General features: G+C 57.9%; 19 protein-coding genes and 1 pseudogene. 14 read left to right on the top strand and 6 right to left on the bottom strand.

Translation table 11 applies throughout. The features are described 5' to 3' along the window. The 7 genes and pseudogenes from AC2FND_RS15415 to AC2FND_RS15385 form a co-directional block, all read left to right on the top strand. Nucleotides 1-188: pseudogene (locus AC2FND_RS15415) on the top strand (xanthine dehydrogenase small subunit); the annotation flags it as partial. Next, a complete protein-coding gene (xdhB, locus tag AC2FND_RS15410) occupies nucleotides 185-2587 on the top strand; it encodes a xanthine dehydrogenase molybdopterin binding subunit (RefSeq protein ID WP_496770690.1) in 2403 nt (800 codons plus the stop codon). The pseudogene AC2FND_RS15415 and the gene xdhB, both read left to right, overlap by 4 nt. Then, nucleotides 2587-3522, top strand: a complete 936-nt coding sequence (gene xdhC, locus AC2FND_RS15405) for a xanthine dehydrogenase accessory protein XdhC (RefSeq protein WP_496770689.1) — start codon at nucleotides 2587-2589, stop codon at nucleotides 3520-3522. The genes xdhB and xdhC overlap by 1 nt, the downstream gene beginning before the upstream one ends. After that, the gene (locus tag AC2FND_RS15400; RefSeq protein ID WP_496770688.1) at nucleotides 3519-5036 is read left to right on the top strand and encodes an ABC transporter ATP-binding protein; all 1518 of its coding nucleotides are present in this window, start codon (nucleotides 3519-3521) and stop codon (nucleotides 5034-5036) included. The genes xdhC and AC2FND_RS15400 overlap by 4 nt, the downstream gene beginning before the upstream one ends. Before the next feature lie 63 nt (nucleotides 5037-5099). Continuing rightward, nucleotides 5100-6182, top strand: a complete 1083-nt coding sequence (locus AC2FND_RS15395; protein WP_496770687.1) for an ABC transporter permease — start codon at nucleotides 5100-5102, stop codon at nucleotides 6180-6182. A gap of 2 nt (nucleotides 6183-6184) precedes the next feature. Next, nucleotides 6185-7105 carry an ABC transporter permease gene (locus AC2FND_RS15390; RefSeq protein ID WP_209598075.1) on the top strand — a complete coding sequence of 307 codons (921 nt, stop codon included), beginning with the start codon at nucleotides 6185-6187 and terminating at the stop codon, nucleotides 7103-7105. A gap of 32 nt (nucleotides 7106-7137) precedes the next feature. Then, nucleotides 7138-8211 carry a BMP family ABC transporter substrate-binding protein gene (locus tag AC2FND_RS15385; protein ID WP_496770686.1) on the top strand — a complete coding sequence of 358 codons (1074 nt, stop codon included), beginning with the start codon at nucleotides 7138-7140 and terminating at the stop codon, nucleotides 8209-8211. Between the two features lie 119 nt (nucleotides 8212-8330). On the opposite strand, the gene AC2FND_RS15380 is transcribed toward AC2FND_RS15385, so the two are convergent. The 3 genes from AC2FND_RS15380 to AC2FND_RS15370 are packed head-to-tail and all read right to left on the bottom strand — an operon-like array spanning nucleotide 8331 to nucleotide 10389. Then, nucleotides 8331-9128, bottom strand: a complete 798-nt coding sequence (locus AC2FND_RS15380; RefSeq protein ID WP_496770684.1) for a metal ABC transporter permease — start codon at nucleotides 9126-9128, stop codon at nucleotides 8331-8333. Beyond that, entirely contained in the window at nucleotides 9128-9874 is a 747-nt protein-coding gene (locus AC2FND_RS15375; protein ID WP_496770682.1) for a metal ABC transporter ATP-binding protein, read from the bottom strand. Before AC2FND_RS15375 ends, AC2FND_RS15380 begins: the two co-directional genes overlap by 1 nt. A gap of 2 nt (nucleotides 9875-9876) precedes the next feature. Continuing rightward, nucleotides 9877-10389, bottom strand: coding sequence for a Fur family transcriptional regulator (locus AC2FND_RS15370; RefSeq protein ID WP_209504839.1), 513 nt, complete (start codon nucleotides 10387-10389; stop codon nucleotides 9877-9879). Between the two features lie 57 nt (nucleotides 10390-10446). Here AC2FND_RS15370 and AC2FND_RS15365 point away from each other — a divergent pair, with 57 nt between their 5' ends. From AC2FND_RS15365 to AC2FND_RS15355, 3 genes are all read left to right on the top strand, one after another. After that, nucleotides 10447-11409: a zinc ABC transporter substrate-binding protein gene (locus tag AC2FND_RS15365; protein ID WP_209598080.1), complete on the top strand. Its 963-nt coding sequence runs from the start codon at nucleotides 10447-10449 to the stop codon at nucleotides 11407-11409. A gap of 151 nt (nucleotides 11410-11560) precedes the next feature. Next, nucleotides 11561-12964 carry a sensor histidine kinase gene (locus tag AC2FND_RS15360; RefSeq protein ID WP_496770680.1) on the top strand — a complete coding sequence of 468 codons (1404 nt, stop codon included), beginning with the start codon at nucleotides 11561-11563 and terminating at the stop codon, nucleotides 12962-12964. Continuing rightward, nucleotides 12961-13608 (top strand): response regulator, encoded by a 648-nt coding sequence (locus tag AC2FND_RS15355; RefSeq protein ID WP_496770678.1) that lies wholly within the window; start codon nucleotides 12961-12963, stop codon nucleotides 13606-13608. Before AC2FND_RS15360 ends, AC2FND_RS15355 begins: the two co-directional genes overlap by 4 nt. Nucleotides 13609-13682: 74 nt before the next feature. Here AC2FND_RS15355 and AC2FND_RS15350 read toward each other — a convergent pair whose 3' ends face one another. Together AC2FND_RS15350 and AC2FND_RS15345 are read right to left on the bottom strand one after the other, a co-directional pair. Next, a complete protein-coding gene (locus AC2FND_RS15350; protein ID WP_245222554.1) occupies nucleotides 13683-14459 on the bottom strand; it encodes a hypothetical protein in 777 nt (258 codons plus the stop codon). A 304-nt stretch (nucleotides 14460-14763) separates the two neighbouring features. Continuing rightward, nucleotides 14764-15648: a LysR family transcriptional regulator gene (locus AC2FND_RS15345; protein ID WP_209598083.1), complete on the bottom strand. Its 885-nt coding sequence runs from the start codon at nucleotides 15646-15648 to the stop codon at nucleotides 14764-14766. Nucleotides 15649-15918: 270 nt separating this feature from the next. Here AC2FND_RS15345 and AC2FND_RS15340 point away from each other — a divergent pair, with 270 nt between their 5' ends. From AC2FND_RS15340 to AC2FND_RS15325, 4 genes are all read left to right on the top strand, one after another. Beyond that, complete coding sequence (locus tag AC2FND_RS15340) at nucleotides 15919-16884, top strand: ABC transporter substrate-binding protein (RefSeq protein WP_496770677.1); 966 nt, start codon at nucleotides 15919-15921, stop codon at nucleotides 16882-16884. Nucleotides 16885-16950: 66 nt separating this feature from the next. Further along, entirely contained in the window at nucleotides 16951-18006 is a 1056-nt protein-coding gene (locus tag AC2FND_RS15335; RefSeq protein ID WP_496770676.1) for a quaternary amine ABC transporter ATP-binding protein, read from the top strand. After that, nucleotides 18003-19544: an ABC transporter permease gene (locus AC2FND_RS15330; protein ID WP_496770674.1), complete on the top strand. Its 1542-nt coding sequence runs from the start codon at nucleotides 18003-18005 to the stop codon at nucleotides 19542-19544. Before AC2FND_RS15335 ends, AC2FND_RS15330 begins: the two co-directional genes overlap by 4 nt. Then, nucleotides 19541-20257: an alpha/beta fold hydrolase gene (locus tag AC2FND_RS15325; RefSeq protein WP_496770673.1), complete on the top strand. Its 717-nt coding sequence runs from the start codon at nucleotides 19541-19543 to the stop codon at nucleotides 20255-20257. Before AC2FND_RS15330 ends, AC2FND_RS15325 begins: the two co-directional genes overlap by 4 nt. A 20-nt stretch (nucleotides 20258-20277) precedes the next feature. Here the strand turns inward: AC2FND_RS15325 and AC2FND_RS15320 are convergent, their stop codons facing one another. Further along, a complete protein-coding gene (locus AC2FND_RS15320; protein WP_496770671.1) occupies nucleotides 20278-20580 on the bottom strand; it encodes a hypothetical protein in 303 nt (100 codons plus the stop codon). Nucleotides 20581-20754 lie beyond the last annotated feature (174 nt).

Below are 20754 nucleotides of genomic sequence, written 5' to 3'. Positions count from 1 at the left end.
TGATCGGCAAGCCGTGGGCGCGCGAGGCGATTGACGCCGCTCTGCCCGCTTTTGCCGACGATTATTCACCGCTTACGGATATGCGCGCCTCGGCCACGTACAGGCTTGAGACCGCCAAAGCGATGCTGGAACGGTACTTCCTTGAGGATCAGGGCCAAGTGACCAACGTGCTGGAGGTATCGGCATGAGCGTAACCAAACCCCTTCCCCACGACGCGGCACCGCTGCACGTATCCGGTTCCGCCCGATATGTGGACGACATCCCGACGCCAAAGGGCACATTGCATCTGGCCTTTGGCCTGAGCCCGATCGCCAAGGGCACGATTACCGCGATGGACCTGTCTGCCGTGAAAGCAGCAGCCGGGGTCGTCAGGGTCATGACGGCACAGGACCTGCCCTTTGCCAACGATGTTTCGCCCTCGATCCATGACGAGCCTTTGCTGTCCGACGGGACGGTTCACTATATCGGCCAGCCTGTTTTCCTTGTGGTTGCCACCAGCCATCTGGCCGCCCGCAAGGCGGTTCGGCTGGGCAAGATCGACTATGCCGAGGAAACACCGATCCTGACGGTGGAAGAGGCTTTGGCCGCAGACAGCCGATTTGAAGACGGGCCCCGCATCTATGCCAAGGGCGATGCGGACGCCGCGATTGAAAGCGCCGCCCACGTCATCGACGGAACGTTCGAGATCGGCGGTCAGGAGCATTTCTATCTGGAAGGTCAGGCTGCGCTTGCCGTGCCGAATGAAGGCGGCGACATGCTTGTCCACAGCTCGACCCAGCACCCGACCGAGATACAGCACAAGGTGGCGGACGCTCTGGGCCTGCCCATGCATGCGATCCGCGTCGAAACCCGGCGCATGGGTGGCGGGTTCGGCGGCAAGGAAAGCCAGGGGAACGCGCTGGCCGTTGCCTGCGCAGTGGCGGCGCGGGCGACCGGCAAAGCCTGCAAGATGCGCTATGACCGCGATGATGACATGATCATCACCGGCAAACGCCACGCCTTCCGGATTTCCTATCGCGCGGGATTTGACGAACAGGGTCACATTCAGGGCGTGTCCTTTCTGCAATACGCGATTTGCGGCTGGGCACAGGACCTGTCCCTGCCCGTCGCCGACCGTGCGATGCTGCATTCTGACAATGCCTACCTGCTGCCCAATGCCCGGATTGAAAGCCACCGGCTGAAGACCAACACGCAGTCAGCCACCGCCTATCGCGGTTTTGGTGGCCCGCAGGGGATGGTTGCCATCGAACGGGTGATGGACCACGCCGCGCATGAACTTGGGCTGGACCCGGTGGAATTGCGCCGCCGCAACTATTACGAGCCCGCGCATAAGGTTGCCGAAGTCCAACCCCACGAGAAACCGCTGGGTCATCCCGACCCGCACGAAGACCTGACCAGCCGTGGCGCAGTGGAAACAGGGACCGCCCCGGTCCGCCCCCTGCCCGCTGGTGGCAACACGACGCCCTACGGCATGGAGGTCAGCGATTTCGAACTGCATGGCATGACCGAAGCGCTGATGAAGTCCAGCGACTATGCCGCGCGCAAAGCGGCCATCGAGAAATGGAATGCCGAAAACAGCGTGATCAAGAAGGGCATCGCCTTTTCTCCGGTCAAGTTCGGAATTTCCTTTACGCTGACCCATCTGAACCAGGCCGGTGCGCTGGTGCATGTGTATCAGGATGGTTCGGTCCACCTGAATCATGGTGGCACCGAGATGGGTCAGGGTCTGTTCCAGAAGGTCGCGCAAGTGGCCGCGTCGCGTTTCGGCATCCCGCTTGAGATGGTCAAGATCACCGCCACGGATACGGCCAAAGTGCCCAATACCTCGGCCACGGCGGCGTCTTCAGGCAGCGATCTGAACGGTATGGCGGTGAAAGCGGCCTGCGATACGATCCGCGACCGGATGGCCGATTATCTGGCTGAACGGCATCAGGCCGACCCCTCTGCGGTCACTTTCACGGATGGCCACGTTTCGGTTGGTGAAGAACGGTACACGTTCGCCGAAGCTGCCGCACTGGCCTACCAGGGTCGCATAAGCCTGTCGGCCACCGGCTTTTATAAAACGCCCAAGATCGAATGGGACCGGATCGCAGGGCGCGGTCGCCCGTTTTATTACTTCGCCTATGGTGCTTCAGTCACCGAGGTGGCTGTGGACACATTGACGGGCGAGAACCGCATTCTGCGCACAGATATCCTGCATGACGCGGGCGCTTCGCTGAACCCGGCGCTGGATGTCGGACAGGTCGAAGGCGGTTACGTGCAAGGTGCGGGCTGGCTGACGACCGAGGAACTGGTCTGGGACGGAAACGGCAACCTGCGCACGCATGCGCCCTCAACCTACAAGATCCCGGCCTGTTCCGACCGGCCCGACATATTCAACGTCGCACTTTGGGATGGCGAGAACCGAGAGGACACCATCTATCGCTCGAAAGCCGTGGGGGAACCCCCGTTCATGCTGGGAATATCAGCCTGGCTGGCGCTTTCGAATGCGGTGGCGGCCTGCGGGGATACTTATCCGGCACTCAATGCGCCCGCCACCGCCGAAGAAGTCTGGCGCGGCGTCCAGAGGATGAAGGGAGGCATCTGATGGGATTTGACCTTGAGGCTTTGAGGGAGGCGGTCAAAACCCACGGCAAAGTGGTCCGGGTGGTCATCGCCGGGATCAAAGGGTCGTCTCCACGTGAAGTTGGTGCCGCCATGCTGGTCTGGGACGGCGGGCAAAGCGGCACAATCGGCGGCGGAACACTGGAATACCAGGCGGCACATGCCGCACGGTTGCAAACCACGCCAACCCGCCTGACGCATCATGCGCTTGGACCCGAGTTGGGGCAATGCTGCGGCGGTGCCGTGTCGTTGCTGAGCGAGGTCTACGACGCAAAGACCGTCAATGATCTGGACGATGCGGTCATCGCGCGCCCGACCAAGGATGGCGCGATGCCCCTGTCGGTCAAGCGAATGCTGGCGACGGCGCGCGGACAGGGGATTGCGCCTGAACCGCAGCTGAACGACGGCTGGATGGTTGAACCCATTCACAAGCCGACACGCAATCTGTGGATCTGGGGCGCGGGCCATGTCGGCCGGGCGCTGGTGGATGTGCTGTCCCCGCTTCCCGATCTTGCGATCACCTGGGTGGATACCAGCCGTCAGCGCTTTCCGGCCGCTGTGCCAGCGGGCGTGACAATTGTTCCGACGGCAAAACCGGCCGAGCTGGTCCGCCATGCCCCATGTGACGCTGAACATCTTGTGCTTACATACTCGCATAGCCTTGACTTTGAACTGTGCAACAGACTGCTTTTGCACGATTTTGGCTTTGCGGGGCTGATTGGCTCGGCTACGAAATGGGCGCGATTCCGGTCGCGGCTGGCCGCCCTTGGACATCCGCCTGAACGGATAAGCCGGATCACCTGCCCGATCGGTGACCCGTCGATGGGGAAGCATCCACATATGATCGCCGTGGGCGTCGCTGCACAATTGCTGCGCCCGGCCCTGCAAAACGAATTGAAGAAGGACCTGAGCGCGTGACCATTCCACTTTTGAGCTTGCAAGGGCTGACCAAAGCCTACCCCGGTGTTGTGGCCAATGATCAGGTGTCTTTTGACATCGGTGAAGGCGAAGTGCACGCGTTGCTGGGTGAAAACGGCGCGGGGAAATCCACGCTGGTAAAAATGATCTATGGGCTTGTGAAGCCGGACAGCGGCACCATGATGCTGCGAGGCAATCCGTTTGCGCCGCCCGAACCGCGCGTGGCCCGTGCAGATGGGATCGCGATGGTGTTCCAGCATTTTTCGCTGTTTGACGCGCTGAACGTGGCCGAGAATATCGCCCTGGGGATGGAGAATCCGCCCCCGATGGGGGATCTGGCATCGCGCATTCGCGAAGTGTCGGAAACCTATGGCCTGCCGCTGGACCCGTTCCGCACGGTTGGCGACCTGTCCGCAGGCGAACGCCAGCGGGTCGAAATCATCCGTTGCCTGTTGCAAGACCCCAAGCTGCTGATCATGGACGAACCGACCTCGGTTCTGACCCCGCAAGAGGTCGATATCCTGTTTGAAACGCTGAACAAGCTGCGCTCCGAGGGAACCTCGATCCTGTATATCTCGCATAAACTGGAGGAGATCCGAACGCTGTGCGACCATGCCACGATCCTGCGGCTGGGCAAGAACGTGGGCGAATGTGTCCCCGCCGAAACCTCGGCGCGTGACATGGCCGAGATGATGGTCGGGTCAACCTTGCAGACCCCCGAACGCTCGGGCCGGGAACTGGGCGAGGTCGCGCTGGATGTCAGCGGGCTGTCAGTCCCCTCGCCGTCGGAATTCGGCACCGCATTGCGCAATGTGCACATGACGGTCCGCAAGGGCGAGGTTCTGGGCATCGGCGGTGTTGCCGGAAACGGGCAGGATGAGTTGCTGGGCGTGTTGTCCGGGGAAATCCCGACATCGGCGGATGCAATCAAGTTCAAGGGTCAGGCAATCGGCAAGCTCGGCCCGACGGCGCGCCGTAAGCTGGGCGTTCTGACCGCGCCCGAGGAACGGCTCGGCCACGCGGCGGCACCCGACATGAGCCTGACCGAAAACGCTTTGCTGACCGGATCGGTGCGGGAAGGGCTTGAGAAAAACGGCTTCTTGAAATGGACCGAAACCCGGAGTTTTGCCGAAAAGATCATCGAAGCCTTCGACGTTCGTACGCCCGGACCCGAAAACGCAGCGCGGTCCTTGTCCGGCGGCAATCTGCAGAAATTCGTGATTGGACGCGAAGTGCTGCAAAACCCTGATGTGTTGGTGGTAAACCAGCCAACCTGGGGGGTGGATGCCGCGGCAGCCGCGTCGATCCGGCAAGCCATACTTGATCTTGCGGCGAAAGGCACGGCGGTGGTCTGCATCTCGCAGGATCTGGATGAGCTGATGGAAATCTCGGACAGTTTTGCGGCCTTGAACGAAGGTCGACTGAGCGCGCCGCGCCCAACCACCGGCCTGACTGTGGATGAGATTGGCCTGATGATGGGCGGCGCCCATGGCATGGAGGTGGCACATGTGTGATCTGCTAGGCCGCCTTCGGCGAGAGTATTTGCGAAAAGATGAAACATCTGGGGGGATGAGCAGATGATAGTGTTGGAGAAACGGCCACAGCCGTCCAGGGCCTGGTCTTACGCGACCCCCCTTGTGGCGGTGCTGGCGACAATGGTGTTTGGCGGGTTGCTGTTTGCCATCTTGGGGAAAAACCCGGTCCAAGCCATCGGCACCATCTTCTGGGAGCCGTTGTTTGGCGAGTTCGCGTTTTATTACCGCCCTCAATTGCTGGTCAAAGGCGCGCCCCTTGTGTTGATCGCAATCGGATTGTCGCTGGGTTTTCGGGCCGGCATCTGGAATATCGGGGCCGAAGGGCAATACATCATGGGCGCTATTTTTGGCGCGGGCGCAGGTCTGGCCTTCTATCCGCTTGACGCGTGGTACATCTTCCCGATCATGGTGATCGCAGGCGCATTTGGCGGGTGGCTGTGGGCAACGATCCCGGCCTTGCTGAAGGTGCGTTTCGGCACCAACGAAATCCTTGTGTCGCTAATGCTGGTCTACGTGGCCGAGCAGATGCTGGCCTCGGTCTCGCTGGGTCTTCTAAAGAACCCCGAAGGGTTCGGCTTTCCCGGATCGCGCAACCTGCAATCCTATGAAAGCGCGCATAATGCCGAGCTGATTGCCGGTTCCGGGATGCATTGGGGTGTTGTCGCGGCCTTCATCGCGGTGATCTTTGCCTATGTATTGCTGAACCGTCACATGCTGGGCTTCCATATCCGTCTGACGGGTGAGGCCCCCCGCGCCGCAAAGTTTGCAGGTGTGAACCCGGCGCGCCTGATCCTGTTCTGCCTTGGGATATCGGGCGCCTTGGCCGGGCTGGCCGGGATGTTCGAGGTGTCCGGCCCGTCCGGTCAGATCAGCATCGATTTCAATGTGGGCTATGGCTTTACCGCGATCATCGTCGCCTTTCTGGGCCGCCTGCATCCGGTGGGTATCCTGTTGGCCGGGGGCCTGATGGCGCTGACCTATATTGGCGGCGAAATCGCACAATCGCAGCTGGGGCTGCCTGCCGCAGCCATTCAGGTGTTTCAGGGAATGCTGCTGTTTTTCCTGCTGGCCTTCGATCTTCTGACAAACTTCCGCATCCGTGCGGCGCGTAGCGAGGTGGCGTGATCATGGACCTTGGTCAAATCAATCCCGTTCTTCTGGTTGCCTCGCTTATGGTGGCGGCAACCCCCCTTCTGCTGGCCGCGATCGGAGAGCTTGTCGTGGAAAAGGCAGGCGTTCTGAACCTTGGTGTCGAGGGCATGATGATCGTTGGCGCGATCAGCGGTTTTGCGATCTCGGTCGAAACCGGCTCGCCCTGGCTGGGCTTTGTTGCTGCCGCCATTGGCGGGGCCGTGCTGTCGCTGCTGTTCGTCCTGCTGACACAGTTTGCGTTGGCCAACCAGGTTGCCAGCGGCCTTGCGCTGACCCTGTTTGGACTGGGGTTCAGCGCCTTGATGGGGCAAAGCTATGTGGGCGTGAAACCCCCCAGCATGGGCGATATCCACATCCCTTTGATCAGCGATATTCCGGTCATCGGCCCTATCCTGTTTCGGCACGACCCCATCCTTTATCTGGGCATTGCGCTGACCGCTGTGGTCTGGGCCGTCCTGAAGTACACCCGCGTCGGGTTGATCCTGCGGGCGGTTGGTGAAAACCATGATGCCGCCCATGCGCTTGGCTACAAGGTCATCAAGATCCGCATCATGGCGATCCTGTTCGGCGGGGCCTGCGCCGGCCTGGGTGGGGCTTACATCAGCCTGATCCGTGTGCCGCAGTGGACCGAGGGCATGACCGCGGGTGTGGGCTGGATCGCGCTGGCACTGGTGGTGTTTGCCAGCTGGAAACCATGGCGGGTCCTGCTGGGTGCATATTTGTTCGGCGGCATTACCGTCTTGCAGCTTAATTTGCAGGCAGCGGGCGTTGCCATTCCCGTCGAGTATCTGGCAATGTCACCCTATCTCATCACGATCCTTGTGCTTGTGATCCTTTCGGCCGACAAGAGCAGCGCACCTGCCTCACTGGGCCGGACCTTCCACGCCTCACACTAGGGGCCAACTGAACCAACTTGGGGAGTAACTACATGAAATTAAAATCACTTCTGACAACTGCCGCAATAGCGCTTGGTCTTGCGACCGGTGCAGTGGCGCAAGATAAAACCAAGGTCGGTTTTGTTTATGTCGGCCCTGTCGGCGACGGTGGCTGGACCTATGAACACAACAAAGGCCGTTTGGCGATCGAAGAAGAGTTCGGCGACAAGGTCGAGACTGTATTCGTTGAATCGGTGCCAGAAGGCCCGGACGCCGAACGCGTGATGACCCAGATGGCGCTGGAAGGCGCGGATCTGATCTTTACCACCTCATTTGGCTATATGGATCCAACCATCAATGTGGCCAAGAAATTCCCGAACGTGAAGTTCGAGCACGCGACCGGCTACAAGATGGCCGACAACGTCTCGGTCTATTCGGCGCGTTTCTACGAAGGTCGTGCGGTTCAGGGGCATATCGCGGGTAGAATGACCGAATCGAACATCATCGGCTATATCGGGTCTTATCCGATCCCCGAGGTGATCCGCGGTATCAACTCGGCCTATATCCACGCCAAGAAGGCAAACCCGGATGTCCAGTTCAAGATCGTCTGGGCCTATACCTGGTTCGACCCGGCAAAAGAGGCTGACGCCGCCTCGGTTCTGATCGAACAGGGCGCCGACGTGATCCTGCAGCACACTGACTCGACCGCGCCGCAGGCCGCTGCACAAGAGGCGGGCAATGTGATCACCTTCGGTCAGGCTTCGGATATGAGCGAATACGCCCCCAAACCGCGTGTTTCCTCGATCATCGACAACTGGGGACCCTATTACATTGCGCGCACGCGAGCTGTGATGGACGGCACCTGGACTTCATCCAACACCTGGGACGGTATCGGGCCAGGCATGGTAGAAATCGGTGAGATTTCGGATGCAGTTCCGGCGGACATCAAGGAAGAGGCACTGGCGCTGAAGGCCGCGCTGGCCGATGGCAGCTATCATGCCTTTACCGGACCGCTGAAGAAGCAGGACGGCAGCGACTGGCTGGCCGAGGGCGAAGTGGCCGACGACGGTACGCTGGCCGGCATGAACTTCTACGTCGAAGGGCTGGAAGGCGATATCCCGCAGTAAACGACGCGGGTAGAAATGCATCAAGGCCCGCAGGTTTGCGGGCCTTTTTCGTGGCGTTTTCGCTTTGGTCACATTACCGGATGACCGGGATGCTACGGCCGCGAAGACCTACGGAACCTTTAAGCCCTGTCCTGTGTTCGCCATCCAATCAGGCTAAGGCACGCAAACACGATCGCGGCAACGCAGACGATCGAAGGCCCTGCCGGAGTGTCGAAAACATACGCAGCCTTTAACCCCGTGATGGCTGAAAGCGCGCCTATTCCCGCCGCGATCAAGGCCATCGTTTCTGGTGACCGCGCAAGGTTACGCGCCGCTGCCGCCGGAATGATCAGCATTGCGGCGATCAGCAAAACACCCACAACCTTGATCGCCACCGCCACGGTCACGGCAAGAGACAGGGTCAGGATCAGTTGCTCTCGTCTTGGATCGAATCCGCTGGCGTAAGCCAGTTCTTCGTTCAATGTCGCGGTCAGAAGTTGCGACCAGCGCCAGACAATCAGCGCCACGACAAGCGCCGCACCGCCCCAGATCACGACCAGATCAGAACGGGAGACCGCCAGAATATCCCCAAACAGATACGCCATAAGGTCAATCCGGACACCGGACAGGAATGAAACTGCAACCAGCCCGAAGGCCAACGCAGAATGCGCCAGGACCCCCAGCAGCGTGTCCATCGCATAGCCGCGACCGGCCAAAAGCGAAACGGTCAGCGCCATGACCAAAGCGACAGCCAGGGCGCCCGTGAAGATCGACATCTGAAACGTCAGGGACAGGGCCACGCCCAAAATCGCGGCATGTGCGGTTGCGTCGCCGAAATACGCCATGCGACGCCATACGACAAAACACCCAAGGGGGGCCGCGGCAAACGCCACGCCAATACCGGCGAGCGTTGCCCGCATCATGAAATCATCCAGCATTATTCCGCCGCTTCCTGTGTACTCGCATCATGGTCATGATCATGATTGTGATCATGTTCATGACGATAAAGGGCAAGCGCACCGCCAGTTCCGGTTCCGAACAAGGCCCGATATTCGGGCGCCGAGGCGACCACAGCCGGCGATCCTTCGCAACAGACATGCCCATTGAGGCATATCACCCGGTCCGACGCGCTCATGACCACGTGCAGTTCGTGGCTGATCATCAGAATGGCGCATCCGGTCTCGCGCCGGACAGCCTCGATCTGCTGGTAAAAGCTGGCCGACCCCCGTTGGTCCAACCCCTGAGTCGCCTCGTCCAGCAATAAGATATCCGGGCGGTTGATCAAAGCCCGAGCCAGCAGCACCCGCTGGAACTGTCCACCGGACAGTTGCGACATCTGGCGTTTCAACAAATCCGGCACACCCGCCGATTCAAGCGCCTCGACACATTGCCTGCGCGACACAGGATCGGTCAGACGCATGAACCGTTCGACAGAAATCGGCAATGTCGGATCGACATGCAACTTCTGCGGCACATAGCCGATTTTCAATCCGGGCTTCAGTGACACTCGACCGGCACAAGGCCGTGTCGCACCGATAATGGCGCGCAGCAGGCTGGTCTTTCCTGATCCGTTCGGGCCAACGATGGTTACGATTTCACCCGGCTCAATGACCATGTCCACATGATGCAGTACGGTATGCGCGCCATAGCGGACGCTGAGTTTCTCGACAGTGATCAGCGCCATCTTTATGCCTTTTCGGTGCAGTCGGGGCAGAGACCTTCAGCCTCTACAACCGTTCGCTCGATCTCGAAACCCGCCGCGCGCGCGGCAGCACCAAGAACACCTTTGGACGGGGCAGATTGCGCCTCGGCTACGGCGTCGCATTTTCGGCAGATCATGAAAGCAGGTGAATGTGCAGCGCCGGGATGAGAGCAGGCGACAAACGCGTTCAGCCGCTCGATCTTGTGGACAAATCCGTTTTGTACAAGAAACTCCAGCGCCCGATAAGCGACCGGAGGCTGGGACCCGAACCCTTCGTCGCGCAACCGGTCAAGGATTGCATAGGCTCCAAGGGCGCGATGTTCCTGCAATAACATCTCAAGAACCTTGCGCCGAACCGGTGTCAGCCGCAGCCCTTCCGCTTTGCACCGGACTTCGGCGGATGTCAGAGCCGTTGCGACACAGCTTTGGTGGTCATGTTCCTGAAACCCGACCGGGGCCGCGTCTTTGCCATTAACTGGGTGCACATCACTTGTCATGTTATTACATATCATGTATTGCCGCTTGAAATGTTATAAAATCACACAGAGGGCCCGATGTCCAGAACGCTTCTTCTTCCATTATCTATCACAGTTGCACTGCTGGGTGGACCGGCCCGCGCAGATGCGCCAAACGTTGCCGCGGACATTGCCCCGGTTCATTCGCTGGTGGCCCGTGTCATGGAGGGTGTGGGAACACCTGCCCTGATCGTCGCACCGGGTGCCTCGCCGCATGAATACAATCTGCGCCCGTCCGAGGCAGCCGCGTTGCAAAACGCCGATCTGGTGTTCTGGGTAGGAGAAGACCTGACACCCTGGCTGGAAAGTGCGATAGAAACTCTTGCCCAAGGTGCAACCGCCACAGCCCTACTGGACGCAAAGGGTACGGGGCTTCTTGAGTTCCGGGAAGACGCATTGTTTGAGGCGCATGATCACGCGGACGATGCGGGTCACGAAGACCATGACGACCATGGCGATCACGAAGGCCATGATGATCATGACTCTCATGACCCACATGCCTGGCTGTCGCCAACGAATGCCAAAGCCTGGCTGACCCTGATCGCGGATCAACTGTCGTCAGCGGATCCCAACAACGCCGCTGCGTATGTGGCAAATGCCGAAGCGGCGCGCGAAGAAATGACCGTGCTTTCCGCAGAAGTGGAAGAGTTGCTTGAACCGGTTCGCGGCGGCAGCTTCATCGTGTTTCATGATGCATACCAGTATTTTGAGGTCGCGTTCGGTTTCCCTGCATCCGGCGCGATTTCCCTGAGCGACGCGTCCGACCCAAGCCCCGCGCGAATTGCCGCCATTCAAGGTCGCATTCACGCAGAAGGCATCAATTGCGTATTGTCCGAACCACAGTTCAATCCGGGCATCGTCGAAACCGTGCTGGATGGAACATCGGCGCAATCCGGTGTGATCGATCCGCTGGGCTCGGCTCTGGAACCCGGGCCGTCTTTGTACCCGCAAGTCATTCGCAACATGGCGCAAACCCTGGCGGAGTGTTTGAAAACCCGTTGAGCCGGGATTGGGATCGGGACGCGGGAACCTGCCGGGGTGCACCCAAAAGGGCCAAGTCCCGATCTGCGCATCAGGTTTGGTACACTTGAGAAGTGCATCAGACCATGGTCTGTAGCGCGTCAAGCAATTGTCGTTCATAGTCGATTGCGAAATGAGACCCAAAATTACTGACCTGACAATTGGCAACTGGTCTTTGTCGCGCGTTTTTCTCGCGGCGAGCGTTGCGGTCATGGGGACTGCAACGGTGTTTGTTGGTCACTGGGTATCGAACCGGATCGAAAACGCGGTTGTACAAAATTCCGCCAACTCTGCGGCATTGTACATGGAAAGCATTTTGTCCCCACTCAGCCAGGAGCTGGCGCATGGAGATCGACTGTCCGAACAGGCCAGCCGGGCGCTGGACGAGATCTTCATGACCCAGCCGATGCGCGAACGCATTGCCTCGTACAAGTTCTGGAAACAGGAGGGCGAGATTGCCTACGCATCGGATCCCGCCATCATCGGTCGCCGGTTCGAGCCGACAGATGACCTGAAACGTGCGTGGAACGGAGAAATCTCGGGCTCATTTGAAGAGCTGGACGACGAAGAAAGCGCGGCAGAGGCTGCGCTTGGCATTCCATTGCTGGAAGTCTACAGCCCCATTCGCGAAATCTGGTCGGGGAAAATCATCGCTGTCGCCGAGTTTTATGAAAAGGCCGATCAGCTGGAACTGGACATGGCCAGAGCCCGAAGAACAAGCTGGTTGATCGTTGGCTCGGCCTTTGCAGCAAGCACGGTTGTTCTGTTTTCCATTGTCGCAATCGGCGACAACACTATTCGAAGGCAAGGACGCCTTCTGAACGACCGTCTTGCCGAAAGTGAAAAGATGGCCGCGCAGAATGCCATGCTGCGGTCGCGCGTCATTGATGCATCGGAAAGATATGCCGCGCAAACAGACAGGTTCCTCAGGAAACTCGGCGCGGAACTGCACGACGGCCCCGCCCAATACCTGTCACTTGCCGCCCTTCGACTGGAGGCCGCATTCGGCGACAGGCCGGAGATGCCCACCGAGGCCGAAGAAATTCAACAGTCGTTGCAGAAGTCTTTGGCAGAAATTCGCGCTCTTTCTCGGGGATTGTTCGCGCCGGACATCGAAAACCTGGCGCTCGTTGATGTCGTGAAAAGAGCTGTCGAGGACCATTCCGAACACAGCCCTTTTCGCCCCGGTATTTCCTTTCAGGGCAATCCGTCGCCAAATTTGTCAATCTCGGGCAAGTTGTGCGTTTTCCGGTTCCTGCAAGAAACGCTTTCCAATGCCGCAAGATATGCGCCCGCGTCCCAGTGCACTGCCACCTGCGACGTACAAGATGATCGCATTACCGTTCAGGTCAGCGACGACGGCCCCGGGTTCGCCCCCTCCGGCGAGACGGTTCTGCGTGAGGACGGGGGCCAGGGCCTTGTCGGCTTGCGTGACCGGGTCGAAAGCATTGGCGGTCGGTTCGAGGTGACGTCAACCCCAGGCAAGGGCACCACTGTTGCTATGACGTTGCTTCCCAGAAAGATGAGTGCATCATGACAACTTCAGTCGTTATCGCAGATGATCACCCGATTTTCAGGGACGGTTTGCACCGCACTTTGGAGGAGGCCGACGGCTTCAAGGTTCTTGCCGCCGGATCAAACGCGGATGAGGCCGTTTCCCTTGTCCGAACCCATCAACCTGACATCGTCATCCTCGATCTGTCGATGCCCGGTGGCGGCATAAGCGCGACCCGCAGAATTGCTGAAATGGCGAACCCGCCTTTCATCGCGATATTGACGGTCTCTGAAAACAGCAGTGACGTCGCAGACGCTTTGGAGGCGGGTGCCATTGGCTATATCGTCAAGGGCGTGACAGCACGCGAATTGACAGCTTCGCTGCGCAGTATCGCCTCGGGCGAAGGGTTCGTCTCGCCGGGTCTTGCTTCGCGTATGCTGCTTCAGATCAATCGCAGAAACGGGTCGCAGCAAGAAGCTGACGCCACAGATGATCTTACCCATCGCGAAGAGGAGATTCTTCGGCGCGTCGCCAAAGGGCTAAGCAATCGGGAAATAGCCGATGAGTTGGGAATACAAGAGAAAACCGTTAAGCATTACATGACGGCGATCCTGTCCAAGCTTCATGCGCGAAACCGGGTAGAGGCCGCTCTTATCGCGCATGAGGCCTGGAACAAGAACGACTAAGGGTCAGGCGCTCAATGACCGGGGCGGTCTCTCAAGAAAAGAAACCGCCCCGCACATTCGTCAAAGTTCGTTGCTCAGTTGGCGACCGACTGAAGCCTTTGGCGGTCCGCTGCAGTTGCGTTTCTTTCAACAACGGTCCGGTTGAACGGGTCTTTCAACTCGTAACGCCCGCCCTCAATCTCTTCTTTCCAGCCGTTCGTGTAGCTGACTTCGATATTGTTACCCTGAATCTCGATTTTTGCAGGACGACTGCCGGCGCCACCGCTCTGCCCTTGCGAACGCACGCTATCGATTGAGATGCCGTTTGCCATCGACCGAAGGCGCGAAACGTCGGCACCGGTTGCAGGTCGTTCCTCGACGGTTCGGTTCTGCGCATTCTTTCTTTCGTATCGACCGTTTTCGATCTCTTCCTTGGTACCGTCGGCATAGCGTACTTCAATGCCGCTCGCGCTTGTTTCGACCTTTGTTATTCCGGCTGAACCAGATGGTCGCCCTCCAGACTGAGAGCGGTCCGTCTTACCGCTGCCGCTGCCTCGGCCTGAGCGTGACGAGCCGTCATCATCATCGTCATCATCGTCGTCATCATCGCTGTCGCGACCACCTTTGCCCGATCCCGAACTGTCATCCCGGTCATCATCACGATCACCGCCACTGCCTGACCCGGAGTTGCCGTCACGATCATCATCCCCGCCGTCACCATCACTCCCCTTCCCACTTTTTGCAAACGCGTAAGCGGGTTCCAAGCGCAGATGGCCCTCTGCGTCGAAGGTCGGCACATAAGGTGTCATCACAATCAGCGAGGCAAGCGCTGCAGTGCTTAGAAGCTGACCGGTTCTTTTCTGGATCTTCATTTTCGTCTCCAATCCTGTTCGAGGCGTTTTCCTGTATTGGGGTCAGAATATCCCGGGCCTTGCTGCGCTACATCGGGCTTAGGTCTGATGATTTTCCGGCCGAATGTCCGGGTCGAAGAAGAACTCTGAAATTCTTTCAGGCAAACGGGACAAATAATCCTGAACCTGGCTTGCCCTGCGATGCGCCCTTCGTCGCAGTGTGGGCAAGTTTGTCTGGCCCGTGACGCGGCGCGCGCATCCTTGCGAATAGCGTTGCAGGCGCGCGAAATACTTCAAATCGCCTCGAAGGTGACGACCAACACCGTCACAACAGTTCCCATAGCTGTCGTGCGGTCTGGTCAAAGGCCGCGGGATTGGAAAAGGCTGAAATCGTCAATGTGGCGCACCATGCCTCATCACCAATTGGGACCAGCAACCCCTGATCCAGTTCCGAAGAAATAGCTGTCTCGGGCATCCAGGCAAAACCGCTGCCCGTCATCAGTCGCCGTTTGATCGTTTCCACCAGACTATCGACATAGATGGTCTCGGTATTCTGGGGTTTCCGATCAACAGTATTTTCGACGACCATGCCCAAAAACGATGATCGGTCATAGGACAGGTAAGGGATAGGCGGGCCATCCTGTCTGCCGAGATCCCATCCCAAGGCGCGCACCGGTTCAACGGCCGCCACTGGTACCAGCCGGTCCTTCAACAGGTCCTTACGCTCGAATGCAGCTTCATTGATCATGGGTGACACTGAGTGGTGATTGTAGCACAGCAGGATATCCACCACGCCTTCGACCAAAAGGTCACAACAGGTGCTTAAGGAATCAGACAGGACGCGAGTGCGCAAATCTGGGATCTGCTTCTGCAACTCTTCTATTCGGGTTGCCAAAAAATTAACCGCAATGGTGTGAAGCACCGAAAATCGGATGAACCGGCTATCGCCCCGGTCCGCATCCCGCAAGGACTGGCGTGTTTCTGACAGTTGTGAGATCGCTGTCAGGGCAACGGGTAAAAACTGCTTACCCGCTTCCGTCAGCTGTACAGGATACGTGGCCCGATTGACCAGAGGCAACCCGACCCAGCTCTCCAACGCTTTGATTCTGCGGCTAAATGCGGATTGCGTAATGTTTCGCTCATCAGAAGCGCGCGTGAAGTTCAGGGTCCGGGCAAGGCATTCAAAGTCACGTAACCAATTCAGATCCAACGGGTGTTCCTGCGTGTTAATGAACGTATTCTCCAAGCATAATTCAAATTATGCAGAATACGAATAGTTTGATGAAATGTTCGAATTGGCTCTGAGAAAAGCTCTTGATCTAGACTTCTGAACAGGGTCCGGCGGCAGGACTTATTGTAAGCCTTCCGCCCGAAGTTGCGGCCAAAGACAAGTTGGCACGACCCTATTGCGCGATGGGAAAGTGGAACGACAGAAAATACGACGCCAAAAACACGGCGCATATCAACAGAGGAGAAGACGATGAGAACCAAGTTGAACACAATAAGCCTGGCGGCTGCGGTCGGCATCTTCGCGATGCCCGCTTTCGCGGCTGAAGAGGTAAAAATCGGTGTGCCGTCATGGACCGGCGCCCAAGCCATTGCTCATCTGCTGGGCGCGGTCGTGGAAATGCGCATCGGTGGCAAAGTGGAATATGTGCCTGGCAACAACGCCACGATCTTTCAGGCGATGGATCAGGGCAAGGGCGATATCGACGTACATCCCGACGTATGGCTGCCCAATCAGGAAAGCTTTACCAAAAAATACGTTGACGAGGCGGGCACTGTAACCCTGTCTTCAAATCCCTATGAGGGCAATCAGGGGTTCTGCGTCAGCAAGGATTTTGGTGAAGCCAACAACATCACCGACATCGCCGACCTGGGTCGCCCGGATGTGGCCGCCCTGATGGACAGTGACGGCAATGGCAAAGGTGAGATGTGGATTGGCGCACCGGGTTGGGCCTCGGCCAATGTAAACGAGGTCAAGACAAGAGATTATGGCCTGCTTGATTTCATCGAACCGATCCGTGCCGAGGAAAGCGTGAAAACCGCGCGGATCAAGGACAGCATCGCCAAGGGTGAAGGGTACGCCTTTTACTGCTACAAGCCGCACGCGGTTTGGTACATGTTCGACGTGCAGATGTTGACCGAGCCGACATTCGATCCTGCAAAATACGTGATGATCCAGCCTTCCGACGATCCGGATTGGTACAACAAATCCACGGTCGCGACAAAGGACGCTCTCAAGAACGTGCAAATCGCATGGTCCAATTCCCTGCCAGAACGTTCGCCAGCTATTGCCGACTTCTTTGCTAATTTCGCGTTGACAGCGGATGATGTCAGCGGGTTTGCCTATGAAATCAGCGGCAAGGGCCGTGATCCGGCAGAAGTTGCCCGCGAATGGGTCGAAGCAAACCCGGATCGCGTCGACGCGTGGCTGGGCCTCTGATCTCACGCAGGAAACAGGGTGGCGGCAGGTGGTGGCGCCACCCAAGTGCAGACCTCTGGGGGACCCATGAGTGACAATACCGTTATTGAAATCTCGAATGTCTGGAAGATATTCGGGAGCAGGCCGGAAGTGGCGCTGCAAGCGATCCGCGACCGCGGGCTGAACAAGGCGCAAGTGCTGGCAGAATACAATTGCGTCGTCGGCGTCGCTGATGTCAGCCTGTCGGTCAATCGGGGCGAGATTTTCTGCATCATGGGCCTGTCCGGCAGTGGGAAATCCACATTGGTTCGCCACTTCAACCGGCTGCTGGAACCGACCGCTGGCAAGATCGAAATCGAAGGTACCGATGTCATGGCTTTAGGGCCAAAGGAGCTTCAGCAGTTTCGAAACAGCAAGATAGGTATGGTATTTCAGAACTTTGCGCTAATGCCGCACAGGTCGGTACTGGATAACGTGGCAATGCCGTTGGAAATTCGCCAAGTCAGCAAGAATGAACGCATGCGCCAGGCCGCGGCCATTCTCGACATCGTAGAGCTTGGCGCTTGGGGATCGAAATTCGCGCACGAGCTGTCAGGTGGTATGCAGCAACGTGTAGGCTTGGCTCGGGCACTGGCAGCCAACCCGGATGTGCTTTTGATGGATGAACCATTTTCGGCACTCGATCCTTTGATCCGGCGACAATTGCAGGATGAATTCATCCGGCTCAGCAAGATCCTTAAAAAGACCACCATTTTCATCACCCACGATCTGGATGAAGCTGTTCGCATTGGCAATCGGATCGCGATCATGCGCGACGGCAAGGTGGTACAAATCGGAACGGCCGAAGACATCGTCATGAACCCTGCAGATGACTATGTGGCCGATTTTGTCGCCGGTATTTCACGGCTTAAAGTGGTGCGTGCCCATGCGGTTATGCGACCGATACCTGAACACGTCGCGGCTGACGGGCCTCTGTCGGCTGACGCCCCACGGGTGAATGAGAGCGAAAATCTCAGCACCCTGATAAATCTGGCAATCGACAACAGCAGTGCAATCCTGGTCGAGGACGGCGGCGTGGATGTTGGCGTCATAACCCGTGCCGACCTGCTGCGCACCGTGATCGAAGGGACCGAAGTGTCATGAGCACCTCAGATGTGAATCCGCTGGAAGACACCGAAAGCGAAGCGGCCCTGGCCTATGCCGAAGAGCGGCGAGAAAACATTCGGACATTCGTTCGCACCAGCCCGGACTACTACATACAAAACTTCGACAAGATCGGGGCGTCATCCCGTTTTACGCCAACCTTCAACTTCATGGCCGGATTATTTGGCCCGGTCTGGTTCGGTGCGCGGGGCCTGTGGGCATGGGCGTTGCCATTTCTGATCCTTGAAACGATAGCCTATGTGCAGATTGCCCGAGGGTTGTTCGGTGACCTGGCCGCCGACGCAATGGAACGTATCGCTTCGATTGAAGGAACGCTTGAACTGCGGCGTCAACAGCTGGCCGCAGCCATCGAAAACAACTCGGACAAGATTGATGTCTATCAACGTACTGTAGACTCGCTTGAGGAAAACATCGGCGGCATCCGGGCCGAAGCCGAAGCAATGGCCGCCGAAGGGCCTTACATCGTTCTGACCGGTCTGACCATTCTGATTATCGTCAAGCTTATTCAGTCGCAGGTGGCGAATTGGGCGCTTGAGGCTCGCTTCTCGGAATGGTTGTCAGACCGTTCCATTCGGTCCGCCATGCCAGTGTCTCAGATCGTATTCAGTGCGATCTTCATGGTTTTGATCGTCGCGGCGGCGATGATGCACTACAGTTTCCCGGGCCGATTTTCGATCCTCAGCCAATTTCCGACAGATCCGAACATCCGGCTGACCAGTATCACATGGGTCGAAAACTTTATCGCCTGGTGCGTGCGCAACAGTGTGGCCTTCTTTGACGGGCTGACCTTCGGCATACGAACGCTGCTGGACGCGCTTGAAGTTATTTTGGTGCAAACACCATGGATCGTGATCGCAAGCCTGATCATTCTGCTGACCTGGCTGACTGCGGGAATCAGCACGGCGATCTATTCCGGGGCGTTTCTGGCCTATATGGGCCTATTGGGGTTTTGGGAAGGCGCCATGACCACACTGGCATTATTGGGGACGGCGGCCTGTTTGTCGATCGTCATCGGGATTCCACTGGGCATGTTCGCTGCGCGTCGCCCAAGGTTCTATGCTTTTATCCAGCCTATCATGGATTTCATGCAAACCATGCCAGCCTTTGTTTTCATGGTGCCGGTAATCGCGTTCTTCGGTGTCGGCAAACCCGCAGCCGTCGTGGTCACCATGATCTTTGGTGGCACACCCGTGGTGCGCCTGACTGTGCTGGGCTTGCGTGGCGTACCCGAAAGCGTTCGAGAAGCAGCGATCAGTTTCGGCGCCAATAAGTGGTATTTGCTGACCAAGGTAGACCTGCCACTGGCAAGCCCATCGATCCGGGCCGGGATCAACCAGACCATCATGCTGTCGCTGGCGATGGTTGTCGTCGCCTCGCTGATCGGAGCCAAAGGGCTGGGTGAGGACGTTCTGGAAGCGTTGCAATACGCAAACGTCGGCCAGGGTATCCTTGCCGGGTTCTCAATCCTGTTCTGCGCCATGATCCTGGATCGGATTGTGCAGGGCGGTCGGAAATGACACCCATTGTATTTGTCCATGGATTTTTGGGCGGCAGTCGGCAGTGGCAGGGGCAGGTTGAGGCAATGGCAGGCCACAAGATCATCACGCTTGACTTGCCGGGTTTTGGCGAAAATGCACAGCTCGAAGCTCTCGGCAGCATTTCAGATTTTGCTGAATGGGCCCTGAATGAGCTGAAGACGCGTAGCATTGAGAAATTTCACCTGGTTGGCCACTCGATGGGCGGGATGGTCGTACAGGAAATGATTGCTCGCGCACCCGAGCGGATTGACCACTTGGTGCTTTATGGCACAGGGTCCGTAGGTGTTTTGCCAGGGCGGTTCGAAACGATTGACACCACAAAGCGACGGGCTTGCATTGACGGCCCGCAAGCGACCGGTCGGCGAATTGCAGCAACCTGGTTCCTTGAGCGGGAAAAAGCCGAAGCTTACGAAGAATGTGCTTCAATCGCCGAGTTGAGCAGCTTGCAAGCCATACTTACAGGTTTGGATGCCATGCATTGCTGGAGCGGCACCGAACTCCTGCCCGATATCACAACCAAAACGCTGGTTATCTGGGGGGATCGTGATCGTACCTACCCCTGGAGCCAAACAGAAAAGTTGTGGCAGTCTATTCCAAACGCAAATCTTGCGGTGATTCCAGAATCTGCACATGCGACGCATCTGGAAAAAGCCGAGCTATTCAACAAGGTGCTGAGTGATTTTCTTGTTTGAGCTGCCCCCAATGTTTGGTCCTAACCCGCGCTGAGCAAGTCACCCTCGTTTCCTGTTGTTACATTCCCCGGCAGATGATGCGCATTTCGCTCTACATTATTTGCTGCGAACTGCCAAAGAAGCGCCAACCCAGCTACCAAAACAATCAGTGCCTCAATGACATAGTTGAAGCCGCGTTCAGCTTTCGGCAGTAAACTCGCCGCCCAAGGGCTACAACCGAAAGACTGAAGTGTGATCATCGGCAGCTTTTGGGCCCATCGGGACTTCTTGCGTGGACTTGTGTAAATAGTTTGTGCTGGATTGCTACACATCGACTTCGCCACATCTGCTTCCAGAGTATTTCCGGCGGTATTGGCGCAAATAGAAACACCGCCCTGAGGCGGTTCGTATCCGTCCGGCTTCCCCGCTCTGACGGCGTTCGGGAGAGAGTGTTAAAGATGTCCACTATCGATAGTGGACATCATGGGGCGCTCTATGGCGGGCAAGAAGGGTCAGAA

The organism is Ruegeria sp. BHSB056, assembly GCF_059613305.1.
This window is presented reverse-complemented; position numbering and strand designations above follow the sequence as displayed.

Coding starts and splice junctions, on each gene's coding strand:
- xdhB (WP_496770690.1), top strand. CDS start 185: ATGAGCGTAACCAAACCCCTTCCCCACGACGCGGCACCGCTGCACGTA.
- xdhC (WP_496770689.1), top strand. CDS start 2,587: ATGGGATTTGACCTTGAGGCTTTGAGGGAGGCGGTCAAAACCCACGGC.
- AC2FND_RS15395 (WP_496770687.1), top strand. CDS start 5,100: ATGATAGTGTTGGAGAAACGGCCACAGCCGTCCAGGGCCTGGTCTTAC.
- AC2FND_RS15390 (WP_209598075.1), top strand. CDS start 6,185: ATGGACCTTGGTCAAATCAATCCCGTTCTTCTGGTTGCCTCGCTTATG.
- AC2FND_RS15385 (WP_496770686.1), top strand. CDS start 7,138: ATGAAATTAAAATCACTTCTGACAACTGCCGCAATAGCGCTTGGTCTT.
- AC2FND_RS15380 (WP_496770684.1), bottom strand. CDS start 9,128: ATGCTGGATGATTTCATGATGCGGGCAACGCTCGCCGGTATTGGCGTG.
- AC2FND_RS15375 (WP_496770682.1), bottom strand. CDS start 9,874: ATGGCGCTGATCACTGTCGAGAAACTCAGCGTCCGCTATGGCGCGCAT.
- AC2FND_RS15370 (WP_209504839.1), bottom strand. CDS start 10,389: ATGACAAGTGATGTGCACCCAGTTAATGGCAAAGACGCGGCCCCGGTC.
- AC2FND_RS15365 (WP_209598080.1), top strand. CDS start 10,447: ATGTCCAGAACGCTTCTTCTTCCATTATCTATCACAGTTGCACTGCTG.
- AC2FND_RS15360 (WP_496770680.1), top strand. CDS start 11,561: ATGAGACCCAAAATTACTGACCTGACAATTGGCAACTGGTCTTTGTCG.
- AC2FND_RS15355 (WP_496770678.1), top strand. CDS start 12,961: ATGACAACTTCAGTCGTTATCGCAGATGATCACCCGATTTTCAGGGAC.
- AC2FND_RS15350 (WP_245222554.1), bottom strand. CDS start 14,459: ATGAAGATCCAGAAAAGAACCGGTCAGCTTCTAAGCACTGCAGCGCTT.
- AC2FND_RS15340 (WP_496770677.1), top strand. CDS start 15,919: ATGAGAACCAAGTTGAACACAATAAGCCTGGCGGCTGCGGTCGGCATC.
- AC2FND_RS15335 (WP_496770676.1), top strand. CDS start 16,951: ATGAGTGACAATACCGTTATTGAAATCTCGAATGTCTGGAAGATATTC.
- AC2FND_RS15330 (WP_496770674.1), top strand. CDS start 18,003: ATGAGCACCTCAGATGTGAATCCGCTGGAAGACACCGAAAGCGAAGCG.
- AC2FND_RS15325 (WP_496770673.1), top strand. CDS start 19,541: ATGACACCCATTGTATTTGTCCATGGATTTTTGGGCGGCAGTCGGCAG.